At 74.6% G+C, this 15,229-nt stretch carries 9 protein-coding genes; 5 read left to right on the top strand and 4 right to left on the bottom strand.

The annotated features are described in order from the left end of the window. Nucleotides 1–272: 272 nt before the first annotated feature. Both pcrA and HFV08_RS04680 read left to right on the top strand, forming a co-directional pair. Nucleotides 273–2,759, top strand: a complete 2,487-nt coding sequence (pcrA, locus tag HFV08_RS04685; RefSeq protein WP_168536152.1) for a DNA helicase PcrA — start codon at nucleotides 273–275, stop codon at nucleotides 2,757–2,759. Between the two features lie 86 nt (nucleotides 2,760–2,845). Beyond that, nucleotides 2,846–3,361 carry a DUF1203 domain-containing protein gene (locus HFV08_RS04680; protein ID WP_168536150.1) on the top strand — a complete coding sequence of 172 codons (516 nt, stop codon included), beginning with the start codon at nucleotides 2,846–2,848 and terminating at the stop codon, nucleotides 3,359–3,361. A 70-nt stretch (nucleotides 3,362–3,431) separates the two neighbouring features. Here the strand turns inward: HFV08_RS04680 and HFV08_RS04675 are convergent, their stop codons facing one another. Together HFV08_RS04675 and HFV08_RS04670 are read right to left on the bottom strand one after the other, a co-directional pair. Then, nucleotides 3,432–5,462: a M23 family metallopeptidase gene (locus tag HFV08_RS04675; RefSeq protein WP_312885381.1), complete on the bottom strand. Its 2,031-nt coding sequence runs from the start codon at nucleotides 5,460–5,462 to the stop codon at nucleotides 3,432–3,434. Nucleotides 5,463–5,960: 498 nt separating this feature from the next. Beyond that, nucleotides 5,961–6,818, bottom strand: coding sequence for a lipase family alpha/beta hydrolase (locus HFV08_RS04670; RefSeq protein WP_168536148.1), 858 nt, complete (start codon nucleotides 6,816–6,818; stop codon nucleotides 5,961–5,963). 480 nt (nucleotides 6,819–7,298) lie between these two features. On the opposite strand from HFV08_RS04670, the gene icmB reads away from it, so the two are divergent. After that, nucleotides 7,299–7,709 carry a coenzyme B12-dependent isobutyryl CoA mutase small subunit gene (gene icmB / locus HFV08_RS04665; protein ID WP_040252865.1) on the top strand — a complete coding sequence of 137 codons (411 nt, stop codon included), beginning with the start codon at nucleotides 7,299–7,301 and terminating at the stop codon, nucleotides 7,707–7,709. A gap of 215 nt (nucleotides 7,710–7,924) precedes the next feature. Here the strand turns inward: icmB and HFV08_RS04660 are convergent, their stop codons facing one another. After that, nucleotides 7,925–9,664 carry a DUF5691 domain-containing protein gene (locus HFV08_RS04660; protein WP_246341501.1) on the bottom strand — a complete coding sequence of 580 codons (1,740 nt, stop codon included), beginning with the start codon at nucleotides 9,662–9,664 and terminating at the stop codon, nucleotides 7,925–7,927. 64 nt (nucleotides 9,665–9,728) lie between these two features. After that, the gene (locus HFV08_RS04655; RefSeq protein WP_168536146.1) at nucleotides 9,729–11,087 is read right to left on the bottom strand and encodes an SWIM zinc finger family protein; all 1,359 of its coding nucleotides are present in this window, start codon (nucleotides 11,085–11,087) and stop codon (nucleotides 9,729–9,731) included. A 143-nt stretch (nucleotides 11,088–11,230) separates the two neighbouring features. Between HFV08_RS04655 and HFV08_RS04650 the strand changes: the two genes are divergently transcribed. Together HFV08_RS04650 and HFV08_RS31370 are read left to right on the top strand one after the other, a co-directional pair. Then, nucleotides 11,231–12,364, top strand: coding sequence for an ATP-binding protein (locus HFV08_RS04650; RefSeq protein WP_168536144.1), 1,134 nt, complete (start codon nucleotides 11,231–11,233; stop codon nucleotides 12,362–12,364). Further along, nucleotides 12,361–15,219, top strand: coding sequence for a DUF5682 family protein (locus HFV08_RS31370; RefSeq protein ID WP_246341500.1), 2,859 nt, complete (start codon nucleotides 12,361–12,363; stop codon nucleotides 15,217–15,219). Before HFV08_RS04650 ends, HFV08_RS31370 begins: the two co-directional genes overlap by 4 nt. Nucleotides 15,220–15,229: the final 10 nt, after the last annotated feature.

The raw sequence follows: 15,229 nt of genomic DNA, 5'->3' as shown, positions 1-15,229 counted from the left end.
GACTCCTTCCGTGGGCCGGCCGCGGGGGCGTGCCGGAGGTTGCGGGCGCCCGAGTCCGGCGCGGTCTCGCCGGTCCGGACGGGCTGCCCGCCGGGCACGCTAGCCAACTCGTGGAGCGGCTGTGAAGGTTGATGCGCCATGTGTCCGATATGTTTTCGTGACTTTCGCCGGGGGTGAGATCACGTAAGCGGAGGGTGTGTTCCGCCCCCTGGGCGGCCGCGAGCGGGAACCGGCGGCGGGCTGTCGGTGCGGCCGCCTAGACTCGGGCAACGATGAGCAGCCTCTTTGACGACAGCTTCCTGGCGGACCTCCGCGCCCCGCGCGAGGAAGCGCCCCCGCCGCCCGAGGACCCCGAGGGCGAGGAGCGGGAAGACCTGCCCGACGACCTGTTCGGAGGGAAGTACGACGTGCCGCCACCCCGCGACGCCCACTACCGCGACGGCGCCCCGCGCCCCGCGGTGGACTCGGCCGCCCTCGTCGAGGGACTGAACGAGCAGCAGCGCGCCGCCGTCGTGCACAGCGGCTCCCCCCTGCTCATCGTCGCCGGCGCGGGCTCCGGCAAGACCCGGGTGCTCACCCACCGCATCGCCTATCTGCTCGCCGAGCGCGGCGCGCACCCGGGCCAGATCCTCGCGATCACCTTCACCAACAAGGCCGCGGGCGAGATGAAGGAGCGCGTCGAGCAGCTGGTCGGCCCGCGCGCCAACGCCATGTGGGTCTCCACCTTCCACAGCGCCTGCGTCCGCATCCTGCGCCGAGAGTCGAAGAAGCTCGGCTTCACCTCCTCCTTCTCCATCTACGACGCCGCCGACTCCAAGCGCCTGATGGCCCTGGTCTGCCGCGATCTGGACCTCGACCCGAAGAAGTTCCCGCCGAAGTCCTTCAGCGCCAAGGTCTCCGGACTGAAGAACGAGCTGATCGACGAGGAGGACTTCGCCGCGAAGGCAGCCGACGGCTTCGAGAAGACCCTCGCCCAGGCCTATGCCATGTACCAGTCGCGGCTGCGCGAGGCGAACGCCCTCGACTTCGACGACCTGATCATGACCACGGTCAATCTGCTGCGCGCCTTCCCGGACGTCGCCGAGCACTACCGCCGCCGCTTCCGGCACGTCCTGGTCGACGAGTACCAGGACACCAACCACGCCCAGTACGCCCTCGTACGCGAGCTGGTGGGCCGCGAGCCCGACCCGGAGGCGGAGCCCGCGCCGGACGCCGCGCCGCAGCCGCCGCCCGCCGAGCTGTGCGTGGTGGGCGACGCGGACCAGAGCATCTACGCCTTCCGCGGCGCCACCATCCGCAACATCCTCCAGTTCGAGGAGGACTACCCGGACGCCACCACCATCCTCCTGGAGCAGAACTACCGCTCCACCCAAACCATCCTCACCGCCGCCAACGCCGTCATCGAGCGCAACGAGAGCCGCCGCCCCAAGAACCTGTGGACCAACGCGGGCGCGGGCGCGCAGATCACCGGGTACGTCTCCGACACCGAGCACGACGAGGCGCAGTTCGTCGCCGAGGAGATCGACCGGCTGACCGACGCGGGCGACGCCAAGGCGGGGGACGTCGCGGTCTTCTACCGCACCAACGCCCAGTCCCGCGTCTTCGAGGAGGTCTTCATCCGCGTCGGCCTCCCGTACAAGGTCGTCGGCGGTGTCCGCTTCTACGAGCGCAAGGAGGTCCGGGACGTCCTCGCCTATCTGCGCGTGCTCGCCAACCCCGAGGACTCCGTCCCGCTGCGCCGCATCCTCAACGTCCCCAAGCGCGGCATCGGCGACCGCGCCGAGGCGATGATCGACGCGCTCTCCCAGCGCGAGAGGATCAGCTTCCCCGCGGCCCTGCGCCGGGTCGACGAGGCGTACGGCATGGCCGCGCGCTCCGCCAACGCCGTCAAGCGCTTCAACACGCTGATGGAGGACCTGCGCACCGTCGTCGAGTCCGGCGCGGGCCCGGCGACCGTCCTGGAGGCCGTCCTCGAACGCACCGGCTACCTCGCGGAACTCCAGTCCTCCACCGACCCGCAGGACGAGACCCGCATCGAGAACCTCCAGGAACTCGCCGCGGTGGCCCTGGAGTTCGAGCAGGAGACCGGCGAGGACGAGGAGAGCGCCACCCTCTCCGACTTCCTGGAGCGGGTCGCCCTGGTCGCCGACTCCGACCAGATCCCCGACGAGGAGGACGGCAACGGCGTCATCACCCTGATGACCCTGCACACCGCCAAGGGCCTCGAATTCCCGGTGGTCTTCCTGACCGGCATGGAGGACGGCGTCTTCCCGCACATGCGCGCCCTCGGCCAGACCAAGGAGCTGGAGGAGGAGCGCCGGCTCGCCTACGTCGGCATCACCCGCGCCCGCGAACGCCTCTACCTCACCCGCTCCACCCTGCGCAGCGCCTGGGGCCAGCCCTCGTACAACCCGCCCTCCCGCTTCCTGGAGGAGATCCCCGCCGCCCACCTGGAGTGGAAGCGCACCGGCGCCCCCGCCCCGGTCTCCTCGGGCCCGGCCTCCGGCATCGCCGCCTCGCTCTCCTCCTCGCGCGCCCGCGGGGGTCAGGGCGGCGCCTCCGGCTTCGCCACCCGCCGGGCCGGGGAGAAGCCGGTCGTCTCCCTCGCGGTCGGCGACCGGGTCACCCACGACCAGTTCGGCCTCGGCACCGTCGTCGGCGTCAAGGGCACCGGCGGCAACGCCGAGGCCACCGTCGACTTCGGCGACCCCAAGCCGAAGCGCCTGCTGCTGCGGTACGCACCGGTGGAGAAGCTCTGACCCCTCACCAGGCGCCCTGAGGCACCGCCGATCTCCCCGTCCGATTCCCGCCAGCCGGCCGGTCAGGGCCGCAGCACACTGGCCGCATGACCACCTACACCCCGCTCCCCATCCCGCCCGCCGCCCTCGCGGAGCTCCGCGGCACCGACGACTCCGGGCGGCCGGCGCGCCCGTACACCGCCCGCGAGGACGGCGTCCCGCTCGACTGCGTGGGCAGCCCGCTGCGCTGCTGCCTGCGCCCCATCGAGGCGGGCGAGCGGGTCGCCCTGGTCTCCTACGCGCCGCTGCGCCGCTGGGCCCGTATGACCGGTGCCGCCCCCGGGGCCTACGACGAGGCCGGGCCGGTCTTCGTCCACGCCGAGGAGTGCCCGGGGCCGCGCGGGGAGGGCTATCCCTTCACGCGCCCCGGCGCGCTGCGCACCCTGCGCCGCTACGACAGCGCGGGGCACATCGTCGGGGGACGCCTCTTCGAGATCCCCGAGGAGGCCGGGCCCGGCTTCGACAAGGCACTCGGCGAGGCCTTCGCGGATCCGCGGGTGGCCCTGGTGCACATACGCGCCGTCGAGTACGGCTGCTTCCAATTCGAGGTACGGCGGCCGTAGTCCAGGTCCGGGGCGCAGGCAGGGAAGCACGGACCCGACGGTCGCCGGGGCCGCGTGCGACTGCCTCGCGCTACTGCGGGTCCACGCCGTGGCTGTTCAGCCAGGGGAGCGGGTTGACGGCGGAGCCGCCGCCGGGGCGCACCTCGAAGTGCAGGTGCGGGCCGGTGGAGTTGCCGGAGTTGCCGGAGAAGGCGATGGTGTCGCCCGCCTTCACGCTGCCGCTGAAGACCTTGTGGCTGGAGAGGTGGCAGTACCAGGTCTCGGTACCGTCCTCGGCGGTCACGATCGCCATGTTGCCGTAGGCGGTGTTGTACTGCGTGCGCACCGTGCCGTCGGTCGCGGCCATCACCGGCGTCCCGTAGGAGACCGGGAAGTCGATGCCGGTGTGCACCGACATCCAGTTGACGCCCGCCTGGCCGTAGTACGCGCTCAGCCCGTGCTGCTTGACGGGGAGGACGAACTTCGGGCGCAGCCGCTCCTTGCGCTCGGCCTCCTCGGCGGCCTTCTTCCGCTCGGCCTCCTGCTTGGCCTTGAGGTCGATGCGCTCCTGGGTCCGGCTGGCGCGGTCCGCGAAGTCGCCCGCGTCGGCCGAGAGGCCCTGGAGCTGGGAGTCGAGCTTGTTGTTGGCGACCGAGGGGCGCACGCTCGCCGGATCCGGCGCGGAGGCCTGGGCCTCCGCGGTGTCGCCCTCGCCGAAGTCCCCGACGGAGGCCGCCGCGATGCCCGCCACCCCCATCACACAGGCGGAGGGGACGGCGACGGTAAGCAGCGCGGAACGCTTGGAGGGGGTACGGCGCCGGGCGCGGGACCGGGCCCGGCCGCCGGCCGGGTCCGCCGGGTGCCCGGCGGTCACCCGGGGGAGTTCACCGGTGTGGCCCTCGCCGCCGGAGGCCTCCGGTCCGGCCGGGGCGACCTCGTGGGCCTCGTCGGGCGCGGGCCGGTGGTCCGCCGGTCCGGAGTCGTGGCGGACGTCCTCGTAGGCCGGGGCCTCGTAGATCGCCTCGAAGGTGGCGGTGTCGAAGCCGGTGGTCTCGTACGTGCCGGTCTCGAAGCTGCCGGTCTCGAAGTGCCCCGGGGTGCCGCCGGTCTCGAAGGGCTGCTCGGCGAAGGCCCGGCCCTCGGCGTGCTGCGCCGGGAAGCTCCCGGTCGGGTAGCCGAGCGCGTCGAACTGCTGCGTCTCGTACGGCGCTTCGCTCGCGTACCCGCCCGGCACCTCGTAGGCGGAGTGCGTGCCGTACGCCTCGGGGTGCGGGTGGGACCCGGTCTGCGGGCCCTCGTGGGACGGGTGCCCGTCGTGGGTCGGGTAGCCGTGCGTCTCGAAGGACGCGGTGCCGTAGGCCTCCGGTGCCGGGTGGCCCTGGCCCTCGTAGCCGGGGTGCGGGAAGCCGGGGTACTGGTCCTGGGTGCCGAAGTCCTGGGCGTGGCCCGGGACTTCGAAGCTCTGGGTGGCGAAGTTCCCGGTCGCGTAGCCCGGGCTCTCGATGTGCGGGGGCTCGAAGCCCTGGCTCTCGAGGCCCTGCGTCCCGAAGCCCTGGGAGTCGAAACCCTGCGTCTCGAAGGCCTGGGGCGCGAAGCCCGGCATCTCGTGGCTCTGGGTCTCGTAGCCGAGGGAGGCGTAGCCGGAGGGGTCGAAGGTCCGGGTGTCGAACTGCCCGGTCTGCTGCGCGAATCCGGCCGCGTCGAAGCCCGAGCCGTCGAAGGCCGCCGGGTCGAAGGGGCTCTGCTGCCACTGGCCGGTGTCCTCGGGGCCGCCGTACTGGGCCGGGACCCTGGCCTCCTGCGCGGAAGCCGCCCAGGTTCCGGAGCCGTCGTGGCTTCCGGCGCCGTAGGCGGCCTCGGGTGTGGCGTAGGGGTAGGGGTCCTGAGCGGAGCCCGCTGCCGGGTAGCCGCCGGTGGTGCCCCAACTTCCGGTGTCGTAGCCGGAGCCGGGCATCTCGCCGAAGAGGGGGTCCGCGTCGAAGCCGGGGACGGGGTAGCTGCCGGTGCCGTCGTAGCCGGGGTAATTCCCTTGCTGCCCGGTCTGGTCGTAGAGACCATGAGCGGTGGAGGCGGCGTCGGGTGCCGGTGCCGGAGCAAACCCCGACGGGTGACGGTCGTTCACCAACTTCTCTTTCGCCTCGACAGCAGGGCCGGGTCCGGGGGACCCACGGTCGTGGACCGTTGAAGCGCTGATCCGGCTGGCGGAGCAGTGCGGCGACTGTACCCGGCGGTATGCGGGCGCCACAATCTTCCGCAGGTTTCACCGCTCCGGGAAACGGGCATTCGGCCGCGTTTCGTCGTGCTGTAGACCCAGCCTTGGCTCTATGTTCGAGGGTTGTTCGAGGTTTCCGGACCCGCTCCGGCCGCGCCGGACCCTCGGCCTCCGCCCGAATTCCCCACTCCTGGACGGGTATTGGCGGGCCCGCGTGCAGTGAACCCCTGCATCTGCTTCGCCGGATCCTGTGGGAACTCCTGCGAACCGTCCGGTGCTGGTGTGTCGTCCTCTTCCGGTCGAGGCGGCCCGTGGTTCGCGGTCGCGGCGGTCCGCGGCCCCGCACCCGGGTCACCGTGAGCCCCCGGCGCGGGTAACTGCGCCCCTGATGCAGCTGGTTCAGGCGGTTCAGGCGACGGTGAGTCCCGCCTTCCCCGCGGTGTCCTCGACGCTGCTCAGGATCTCCCGCATCCGGGTCGCGACCGCCGGGTGCACCGGCAGCGCGAGATGGCCGACGCCGCTGACGCGGACGTTCTGGGCGATCAGGTCGGGGTGGGTGATCCGCGCGGTCTCCAGCGGCACCATGATCTGGTCCAGCTCGCTCCAGAAGCTGAAGAAGCGGGTACGGCAGTGCGGCGCCGGAAGCCGCAGCTCCTCGATGAGGTCCGAGCCCGGCCGCATCTGCCGGACGATCGGGTGGGCGTCCATCAGCGGCACGATCCGGGTCCCCCCGTGCGGGGTACCGAGCGTGACCAGGGTGCGCACCCGCGCGTCCCCGCCGAGCCGCTGCACGTAGTACCGCGCGATGAGCCCGCCGAGGCTGTGCCCGACCACATCGACCTCGCGGTGGCCGGTACGGGCGCAGATCTCCTCGATGTGCTTGCCGAGCAGATCGGCGGCGGCCCGGACGTCGAAGGTGAGCGGGGAGTAGTTCAGCGACTCCACATGGTGGCGCCCGTCCCGGTTCAGCCAGCGGCGCAGCAGGACGAAGACGGAGCGGTTGTCGATGAAGCCGTGCAGCAGCACCACCGGCGGCCGGCTGTCCGCCGGGAGCGGGGTCGGCTCCTGCTCGCCGCCCTCCTTCTTCAGGACGGCCGCGGGCCTGCGCTCCGCGGTGAAGCCCGCCGGGTAGAGGACGAGGTGCCCCGCGAGGATCGCGGCCTCCAGCAGGCTCGCCTTGAGCAGGGTCATGGAGAGCCCGGCCAGCCTGTCCGGGAGCAGCTTGCGGCACAGGGGGATGAGCGGCAGCGCCTTGGTCACCTGCATGGCCGACCTCCCGTCGGCACGCGCCGGACGTCGGTGTCCCGCGTGCCCTCGCGGGGGAACCGGTGACCGGCGGACACGTACGGTGAAGTCCGCTCCCCGAAGAGCGACGGTGGGCGGACTCTGCGGCCGGACGGCCCTCTCGGCCCCCGAGAGCACCTCGCTGCCCGCTGTCCGTGCGGTTCACGGAGCGGGGAGGTGGTCGGAGCGGCTCCCCTGCGCAACGGCCCGGTGGCGGCCCTCTGTCACCGCCCAGCAGGGACCGGTACGCGATGAACTTGTCCCACTGTGTGATTTCCCCCTCTGTCGCGTTCACGAAACTGCCGGTCGCGCGGCGTGGACGATAACGTGCGTTCACATCCGGCCCCCGGGCGCGCGTCCGTCCCCGGGGCGGGGCGTGCTCCGCCGGACGTACATTGTGGTCGTCGTAGATACCGCGCCGGCAGGCAGAGACCTGTATGCCGGACCTTGTGGGAGGCAGTGATGGGTGTGGCAACGGGGCCGATCCGCGTAGTGGTCGCCAAGCCGGGTCTGGACGGGCACGACCGCGGGGCCAAGGTCATCGCGCGCGCCCTGCGGGACGCCGGGATGGAGGTCATCTACACCGGCCTGCACCAGACGCCCGAGCAGATCGTGGACACCGCGATCCAGGAGGACGCCGACGCGATCGGCCTGTCCATCCTCTCCGGCGCGCACAACACCCTCTTCAACCGCGTCCTGGAACTCCTCGCGGAGCGGGAGGCCGAGGACATCCAGGTCTTCGGCGGCGGCATCATCCCCGAGGACGACATCGCCCCGCTCAAGGCCAAGGGCGTCGCCGAGATCTTCACCCCGGGTGCCACCACCCAGTCGATCGTGGACTGGGTCAACGCCCACGTCCGGCAGAGCGCCTGACGGCCCCGGCCCGCCTCCGCGCCGGTTCCCTTCCTCTCCCCGCTCTCACCTCCTTCTTCTCCTTCTTCTTCCTTACGTTGACGTGCCCGCGCGTGCCGTCTTCACGTTGACCTGCCTGCGCGTGCCGTCGCATGTCTGCGCGTGGGTTCTCGGCTCAGGTCGGCTGCGTCGGCCGGAGCGGGCGACCCGGCCCCTCGCGCGTCTCGCCCGATCCGCTACTCCGCTGTGGCCGCGCCGGGTGCCTCCGCCGGGCTCGCCGTGTCCGCTGAGCCCGCCGTGCCCGACGCCGCCGCCGTGCCCGCCCGGTCCCGCTCGCGCCCCGCGAGGAGTTCCGTGCGCATGGTCGCGCGCAGGTTCAGGGTGCCGAGCAGGCGTTGGAAGGCCTCGGCCCAGTAGCCGCCCGCGCCGGGGGCGGCGTCCTCCGCCTCGTCGGGTATCGCGGCCAGCGGAGCCAGGCGTCCGGCCTCCGCCGGGTCCAGGCAGCGTTCGGCGAGGCCGAGCACCCCGCTGAAGCTCCACGGGTAACTCCCCGCGTCCCGGGCGATGTTGAGGGCGTCCACCACCGCACTCCCGAGGCCGGGCGCCCAGGGGCTCGCGCAGGTCCCCAGGAGCTGGAACGCCTCGGAGAGGCCGTGCACCGGGAGGAAGGCGGCCACCCACTCCGCGCGTTCGGCCGCGGGGAGTATCCCCAGCAGCCGGGCGCGCTCGGACAGCGAGGCGGCTCCCGGCCCGTCGGCCACCGGGGCGCCGGGCTCCGCGAGCAGGGCGCGCGACCAGTGGGCGTCGGACTGCCGGACGGCGGCCCGGCACCAGGCGGCGTGCAGCTCGTGCCGCCACTCGTCGGCCACCTCCAGGGCGACGATCTCCTGCGGGCTCCGGCCGCCGAAGTGCCCGGACCACTGGGAAAGCGGCGCCGCCTCCACCAACTGGCCCAGCCACCAGGCGCGTTCACCCCGTCCGGCCGGACGGTTGCGTACCACGCCGTCCCGCTCCATGCCCGCGTCGCACTCCCGGGGCGGTTCGACGAGCAGCCGGGCCCCGGCGGCGGTGGACTCCAGCCGCACACAGGCGGCGGCCCGCTCCGCCATCCGCCCGGCGAGCGCCGAGCCCGGCAGGGCGGAGAGCAGCTCGGCCGCGGTCGCCCGGACATTGCGGCTGCGGTCGGTCAGCGCCTGTTCGAGGAAGGGCTCGTCGGCCGCCGAGAGCCCCGTACGGAGCGAGTCCAGGAACATCAGCCGGTCCTCGGCGCGTTCGCTCGTCCAGGTCGAGGCGAGCAGCTCCCGGGCCGCCGCGGGATCGTGCCGGCGCCCGGCGGACAGCAGCGCCACCCGCTCGGCGAACAGGCCCTCCTCCCAGAGCCGGGTGACCTGTGCCGCGTCCTCCGGGGCCGGGAGCGAGGCGCCGCTGCCGGGGGTGGCGCGCAGGGCGTACTTCCAGTCCGGGTTGAGCCGCGCCAGCCAGAGCCCGCGGACACCGGTGAAGGCGAGCACCTCCGCCCGCAGGTCGCTGCGCCCGCGCGCCGCGTCCAGGAGGGCGGGCAGCAGGGGTGAAGGCGCCCGGTACCCGAGGGAGTTGGCGAGGGAGAGCCACTGCGGGAGCAGTTCGAGGAGGTCGGGGGCGCTGCCGCGGCGGCCGTTCCCGCTGCCCGGGCGGTCGGTGAGCAGCAGGGACAGCCGACGCACCGCCTCGGCGGGCGGCGCGGGGCGGGGGTCCTCTCCGGCCGCCTCCAGTGGCGCGGCGGCCGCCGCGGGACGCAGCCCGGCCCTGCGGCGCACCGTCTGCACCGCGGCGGCGTCCAGGAGCGCCGCCGACGGGCTCCCGCCGGTCCGCCGCACCGGCGGGGTGCGGCGCTCGGTGCCGAGCAGGGCGGCGGTGACCAGCTCCTCCCAGTCGGCCTCGGCCTCCGTCCGCGCCGCCGTGCCCGCGGCCTGCTCCTGTGTCGCCGTCACACCCATGACCCGCTCCTCACCCGGTGTCCCCGTCGTCCGTCCCCGCAACCGCCCTGTGCCCCGCGGCCGTTCAGCACAGCGAGACCACCTCCCCGACCGCCGGTTCCCAGGCCGCGAGGGGGGTGAAGCCGCGGTGGCCGCACTCCCCGAAGACGGTCACCGGGGCGCCGCCGGAGAGGGCTATGAGGCGCCACAGGCCCTCCTTGCCCTGGGCCGCGGGCGCGAGCGGGAGGGCGGTGCCCTGCTCCGGGTCGGCGAGCTGCCAGCCCTCGCCCGCGCGCGCCGGGACCGCCGCGCGCAGCGTCACCGGCCAGGACTCCAGCCAGGGGTCCTCGCGCAGCGCCCTGCCGTACCGGTCGAGCGCCTCCGCGGGGCCGACCCCGGCGGGCCGGTGCTCCCCGGGACCCGGGGCCGCGAACTGCTCGCCCAGGTCGGCGCGGAGCCCCCCGCCGCCGGGATGCGCGGACAGCTCGGCGTCCAGGCTGAGGCCGACCGGCAGCGCGAGGGCGGGCGCGCGGCCGGCCGCGCCGAAGGAGAGGAGCAGCGCGGTCTGCTCCGAGCGGGCGCCGTGCACCCAGGTGCGCCGGGTGACGAGATGGCCCTCGGCGGTGTCGTACCGGGCGAGGACGAGCCAGTCGTCGCGCACCGCGGGCCCCTTCCCGGCGGGCGGCAGACCGACCCTGGCCGCCACGGTGGCCGCCAGCTCCGGCGGCAGCGAGGCGCGGCGCAGCCAGCCCTGCCCGAGGAGGTGGGCCAGGGCGCACTCCTCCAGGAGCCGCACCGGCCACCCCGGGCCGGAGGCCGGTACCGCGCCCAACTCGCGTACCCGGGAGGCGAGTCCGGGCGCCTGGGCGTCCACCATCCGGGCGGCCGTCTCCTCCCACAGCCCGTACCCCGCCTGCTCCGCCGAGGCGAGGCCGCCGCGCAGCAGATCGCCGAGGCGCTGCTCCAGCTCGCTCGCGCCCGCGCTGATCCGCTCGGCCCGCCGCGCCGCCCGCTTCGCCGCGGCCGCCGGATCCGCCGTCTTCGGCCGGGCGGCCCCGGACCCCTCGCCCTCGTGCTTCTGCTGCGCCCGCGCCCGGCGGCCCGCCAGCCACTCCTCGGCCCAGCCGGGCGGCTCGCCCCCGGCCACCGCCGGGTCCGCCCCCGACCACAGGAGCAGCAGCCCCAGCGCGTGCTTGCACGGGAACTTCCGGCTGGGACAACTGCACTTGTAGGCCGGGCCCGCGGTGTCCGCGAGATCCACGACCGTCTGGTACGGCTTGCTGCCGCTGCCCCGGCACAGACCCCAGACCGTGCCCGCGCCGGTACTGCCCGCGTCGGACCACGGCCCGGCGGTGCCGAGCTTGCTTCCCGCTTTGCGCGACGAGGCGTCAGGAGCCAGTGCCAGCACCTGATCAGCCGTCCAGCGCACCCCCTGCTGATTCATGTCCCCGACCGTAGGACCCGCCACTGACAATGCCCCCTGCCCTCGGCCTCGTGGCGAAGTCCTCGCAGGTCAGGGGCGATTGTCAGTGGGGTGGTGCACGGTGGGCGACGTCCGATCAGGAACAGCTGGAGGGGGACAGTTCCATGTCCGTGACCGTGGACAATCCGACGAGTGCGGAGCACAGCCGGGCGGAGGACGGCGAGGCGCTGCGACCGCACGCCGAGGACGCCTTCGCGGCCGAACTCGCCGCGCTCGCCGCGCGGGACGACCGCCCGCGCCCGGCCCGGTGGAAGCTCTCGCCGTGGGCGGTGGCGACCTATCTGCTCGGCGGCACCCTCGCGGACGGCACCGTCATCACCCCCAAGTACGTCGGCCCCCGCCGCATCGTCGAGGTGGCCGTGACCACCCTCGCCACCGACCGGGCGCTGCTGCTGCTCGGGGTGCCGGGCACCGCCAAGACCTGGGTCTCCGAACATCTCGCGGCCGCCGTCAGCGGCGACTCGACCCTGCTGGTGCAGGGCACCGCGGGCACCCCGGAGGAGGCGATCCGCTACGGCTGGAACTACGCCCGGCTGCTCGCCCACGGGCCGAGCCGCGAGGCCCTGGTGCCGAGCCCGGTGATGCGCGCCATGGCCGAGGGGATGACCGCCCGGGTCGAGGAGCTGACCCGGATCCCGGCGGACGTCCAGGACACCCTGATCACCATCCTGTCCGAGAAGACGCTGCCGATACCGGAGTTGGGCCAGGAGGTGCAGGCGGTCCGCGGCTTCAACCTCATCGCCACCGCCAACGACCGCGACCGCGGGGTCAACGACCTGTCGAGCGCGCTGCGGCGCCGGTTCAACACGGTGGTGCTGCCGCTGCCGGAGAGCGCCGAGGCCGAGGTCGACATCGTCTCCCGCCGCGTCGACCAGATCGGCCGCTCGCTCGATCTCCCGGCGGCGCCCGAGGGGATCGACGAGATACGCCGGGTGGTGACCGTCTTCCGCGAGCTGCGCGACGGCGTCACCGCGGACGGCCGGACGAAGGTGAAGTCGCCGAGCGGCACCCTCTCCACGGCCGAGGCGATCTCGGTGGTGACCAACGGCCTCGCCCTCGCCGCCCACTTCGGGGACGGGGTGCTGCGGCCCGGCGATGTCGCCGCGGGCATCCTCGGCGCCGTGGTCCGCGACCCGGCGGCGGACCGGGTGGTCTGGCAGGAGTACCTGGAGGCGGTCGTCCGCGAGCGCGAGGGCTGGAAGGACTTCTACCGCGCCTGCCGGGAGGTGAGCGCATGAGCGTCCCCGGCGCGGTGGAGGAGACCGCGGGGGTGCACGCGGGGGCGGAGAAGGCCGTAGGGGCGGGGGCAGCGGTGGTGAGCGGAGAGGCGGCCGGGGGAGCCGGAGTGGCCGCCGTGGACTGGCCGTTGCTGCTGGGTGTCCGGCACCACGGGCCCGGCTCGGCGCGTGCGGTGCGGGCGGCGCTGGACGCGGCGCGCCCGCGGGCGGTCCTGATCGAGGGCCCGCCGGAGGCCGACGGGCTGCTCGCCCTCGCGGCCGAGGAGGGCATGCGGCCACCGGTCGCGCTGCTCGCGCACGCGGTGGACGAGCCGGGCACCTCCTCCTTCTGGCCGTTCGCCGAGTTCTCGCCGGAGTGGGTCGCCCTCCGGTGGGCCCTGCGGCACGGGGTCCCGGTCCGGTTCATCGACCTCCCGGCCGCCCACAGCCTCGCCCTCCACCGCGAGGAGCGGGCCGCCCGCCAGGAGCAGCGGGACGGCTTCCCGGAAGTCGCCCCGGACGGCGGCCGGTTCCCCGCCGAGGGGCCGGACGGGGAGGCGGCACCGGGCGAGCCGGGGCCAGGCCGGGGCGGGGAGGGCCAGGGTCCCCCGGATGCCGGGGCGGTCCGCAGCGATCCGCTGGCCGTCCTCGCGCGGACCGCGGGGTACGACGACCCCGAGCGCTGGTGGGAGGACGCCGTGGAGCACCGCGGCGCGAGCGGTGCGGAGGCGCTCGCGCCCTTCGAGGCGCTGGCCGAGGCGATGACCGCGCTGCGCGAGCGGCCCGCCGGGGACACGGGACACGACCGGGCGGAAGCGGAGGCGGAGGCTGACGCCGGGCAGGGGCCGCCGAGCCCGCGGGAGGCGCCCGGCCAGGACCGCGACCTCGTACGGGAGGCCCATATGCGCCTCCGGCTCCGGGCCGCCCAGAAGGAGTACGGCGAGCAGGTGGCCGTGGTCTGCGGCGCCTGGCATGTGCCCGCCCTGCGTGAGCGGCCCACGCTCACCGCCGACCGGGCCCTGCTCAAGGGGCTGCCGAAGATCAGGACCGAGATGACCTGGGTGCCCTGGACGCACCGCAGGCTGTCGCGGGAAGGGGGGTACGGCGCGGGCATCGAGTCACCGGGCTGGTACGGGCACCTCTTCCACGCCCCGGACCGGCCGGTGACCCGCTGGATGACCAAGGTCGCCGGGCTGCTGCGGGAGGAGGACCGGATCGTCTCCTCGGCCCATGTCATCGAGGCGGTACGGCTCGCGGAGACCCTCGCGGTGATGCGCGGCCGCCCGCTGGCCGGACTCGCGGAGACCACTGACGCCATCCGGGCCGTCCTGTGCGAGGGCTCCGATGTGCCCCTCGACCTGGTGCGCGACCGGCTGGTGATCGGCGATGTCCTCGGCGAGGTGCCCGACTCGGCTCCGGCGGTGCCGCTCCAGCGCGACCTCACCCGGCTCCAGCGCCGGCTGCGGCTCAAGCCGGAGGCGCTGGAACGCGAGCTCGACCTCGACCTGCGCGGTGAGACCGACGGTGCCCGCAGCCGCCTGCTGCACCGGCTGCGGCTGCTCGGCATCGGCTGGGGCGAACCGGCCGCGGGCCGCGGCGGGACGGGCACCTTCCGGGAGAGCTGGCGGCTCTGCTGGGAGCCGGAGTTGTCCGTCCGGGTCGCCGAGGCCGGGGTCTGGGGCACCACGGTGCAGGCCGCCGCCTCGGCGAAGGCGGAGACCGAGGCCGTCTCCGCCACCGCCCTCGCCGAGGTCACCGCGCTCGCCGAGCACTGCCTGCTCGCCGGGCTGCCCAGGGCCCTGCCGGTGGTGATGCGGGTGCTCGCCGACCGCGCGGCCCTGGACTCGGACGTCGGCCACCTCGCCCAGGCCCTGCCCGCCCTGGTGCGCTCCCTGCGGTACGGCGACGTCCGCGGCACCGACACCGGCGCCCTCGCCGAGGTCGCGGCCGGGCTCGCCGAACGCGTCTTCGTGGGCCTGCCCGCCGCCTGCGCGGCCCTGGACCCGGACGCGGCCCAGGAGATGCGCCGCCACCTCGACGCGGTCCACTCGGCGGTGGGACTGCTCGCGGCCGGTCCGGAGGGAGAGGGCGCGGGCGCCGGTGCGGGGTCCGGCGGCCCGGACGGCAGTGCGACGGCCGACGGGGCGACCGGGGCCGAGGCAGCGGCCGTCCGGGCAACCGGGGCTGACGCTACGGGAGCCGAGTCGACCGGCACCGAGGCAAGGGGAGCGGTGCCAACCGGCGCTGACCCCACGGGAATCGAGCCAACCGGCGCCGAGGCAACCGGCGTTGAGGCCGCCGAAGCCTCTCACCCCGCCGGTCCGGACCGCTCCGGCATACGCACCCGCTGGTGGCGCGTGCTGCGGGTGCTGGCCGGCCGGGACACGGTGGCCGGGGTGCTGCGCGGCCGGTGTGCGCGGCTGCTGCTCGACGAGGGCGAGCTGACGGCGGAGGAGGCGGCCCGCCTGATGGGCCTCGCCCTCTCCCGCGGCACCCCGCCCGCCGAGGCCGCCGCCTGGATCGAGGGCTTCGTCGGCGGCGGCTCCGGCGGCATGCTCCTCGTCCACGACGAACGCCTCCTGGGCCTGGTCGACCGCTGGCTCACCGGAGTACCGGAGACCGCGTTCAACGACGTACTCCCGCTCCTGCGGCGCACCTTCAGCGCCTACGAGGCGGGCGTGCGCCGGAGCCTCGGCGAGCTGGTCCGGCGCGGCCCGGCGGGGGCGGACCCGGCCGCGGGCGGTCCGGGACCTGTGCTCCCCGGGTTCGCCCCGGAGCTGGACGGCGCGCGGGCGGACGCGGTGCTGCCGGTGCTGTACCTCCTCCTCGGGCGGGGCGGCGGGACGGCCGACGCATCGGTGGTGACGGGCAGTTGAGCGCGGACGG

The sequence above is a fragment of the Streptomyces physcomitrii genome (assembly GCF_012273655.1).
Lineage (GTDB): Bacteria > Actinomycetota > Actinomycetes > Streptomycetales > Streptomycetaceae > Streptomyces > Streptomyces physcomitrii.
This window is presented reverse-complemented; position numbering and strand designations above follow the sequence as displayed.